The sequence below is a fragment of the Bacillus sp. 220_BSPC genome, assembly GCF_001054655.1.
In the GTDB taxonomy this organism is placed as follows: Bacteria; Bacillota; Bacilli; order Bacillales; family DSM-1321; genus Peribacillus; species Peribacillus frigoritolerans.
In genome coordinates this window covers 1-283 of the sequence record NZ_JVPL01000075.1, presented here as the reverse complement: position 1 = coordinate 283, position 283 = coordinate 1, and the positions used below count along the sequence as shown (strand labels likewise).

Sequence of the window (283 nt, the reverse complement as noted above, 5' to 3'; positions counted from 1 at the left end):
CGGCCAAACACCCCGAAGGTTTCCTGCGCGATATAGTCGGTCACTTCCCGACGGCTCTTAAGATCTTCCTTCGTTCTTGGAATCATCCAGGCTTTGCTTACTCTCTCCCCTGACTCTGGGCTGATATAAGTAAGCTTATCTTGAGTTTCCGGGCTATGCTGTGCATCAAAGATCTTAGCCATGATATCAATACCACCGCTAGTAGCCGGGTGTGCTGTTACATCCGGGATTAATTCTCCCTTATAGTAAACGGTCCGATCATCCCGAAGACTTTCCTTGTACA

Annotated in this window: 1 protein-coding gene; it reads right to left on the bottom strand. The window is 48.4% G+C overall.

The features are described 5' to 3' along the window. Nucleotides 1-283, bottom strand: a 283-nt coding sequence (locus ADA55_RS04360; protein WP_048679618.1) for a 4-hydroxyphenylacetate 3-hydroxylase N-terminal domain-containing protein, incomplete at both ends; no start/stop codon positions are given.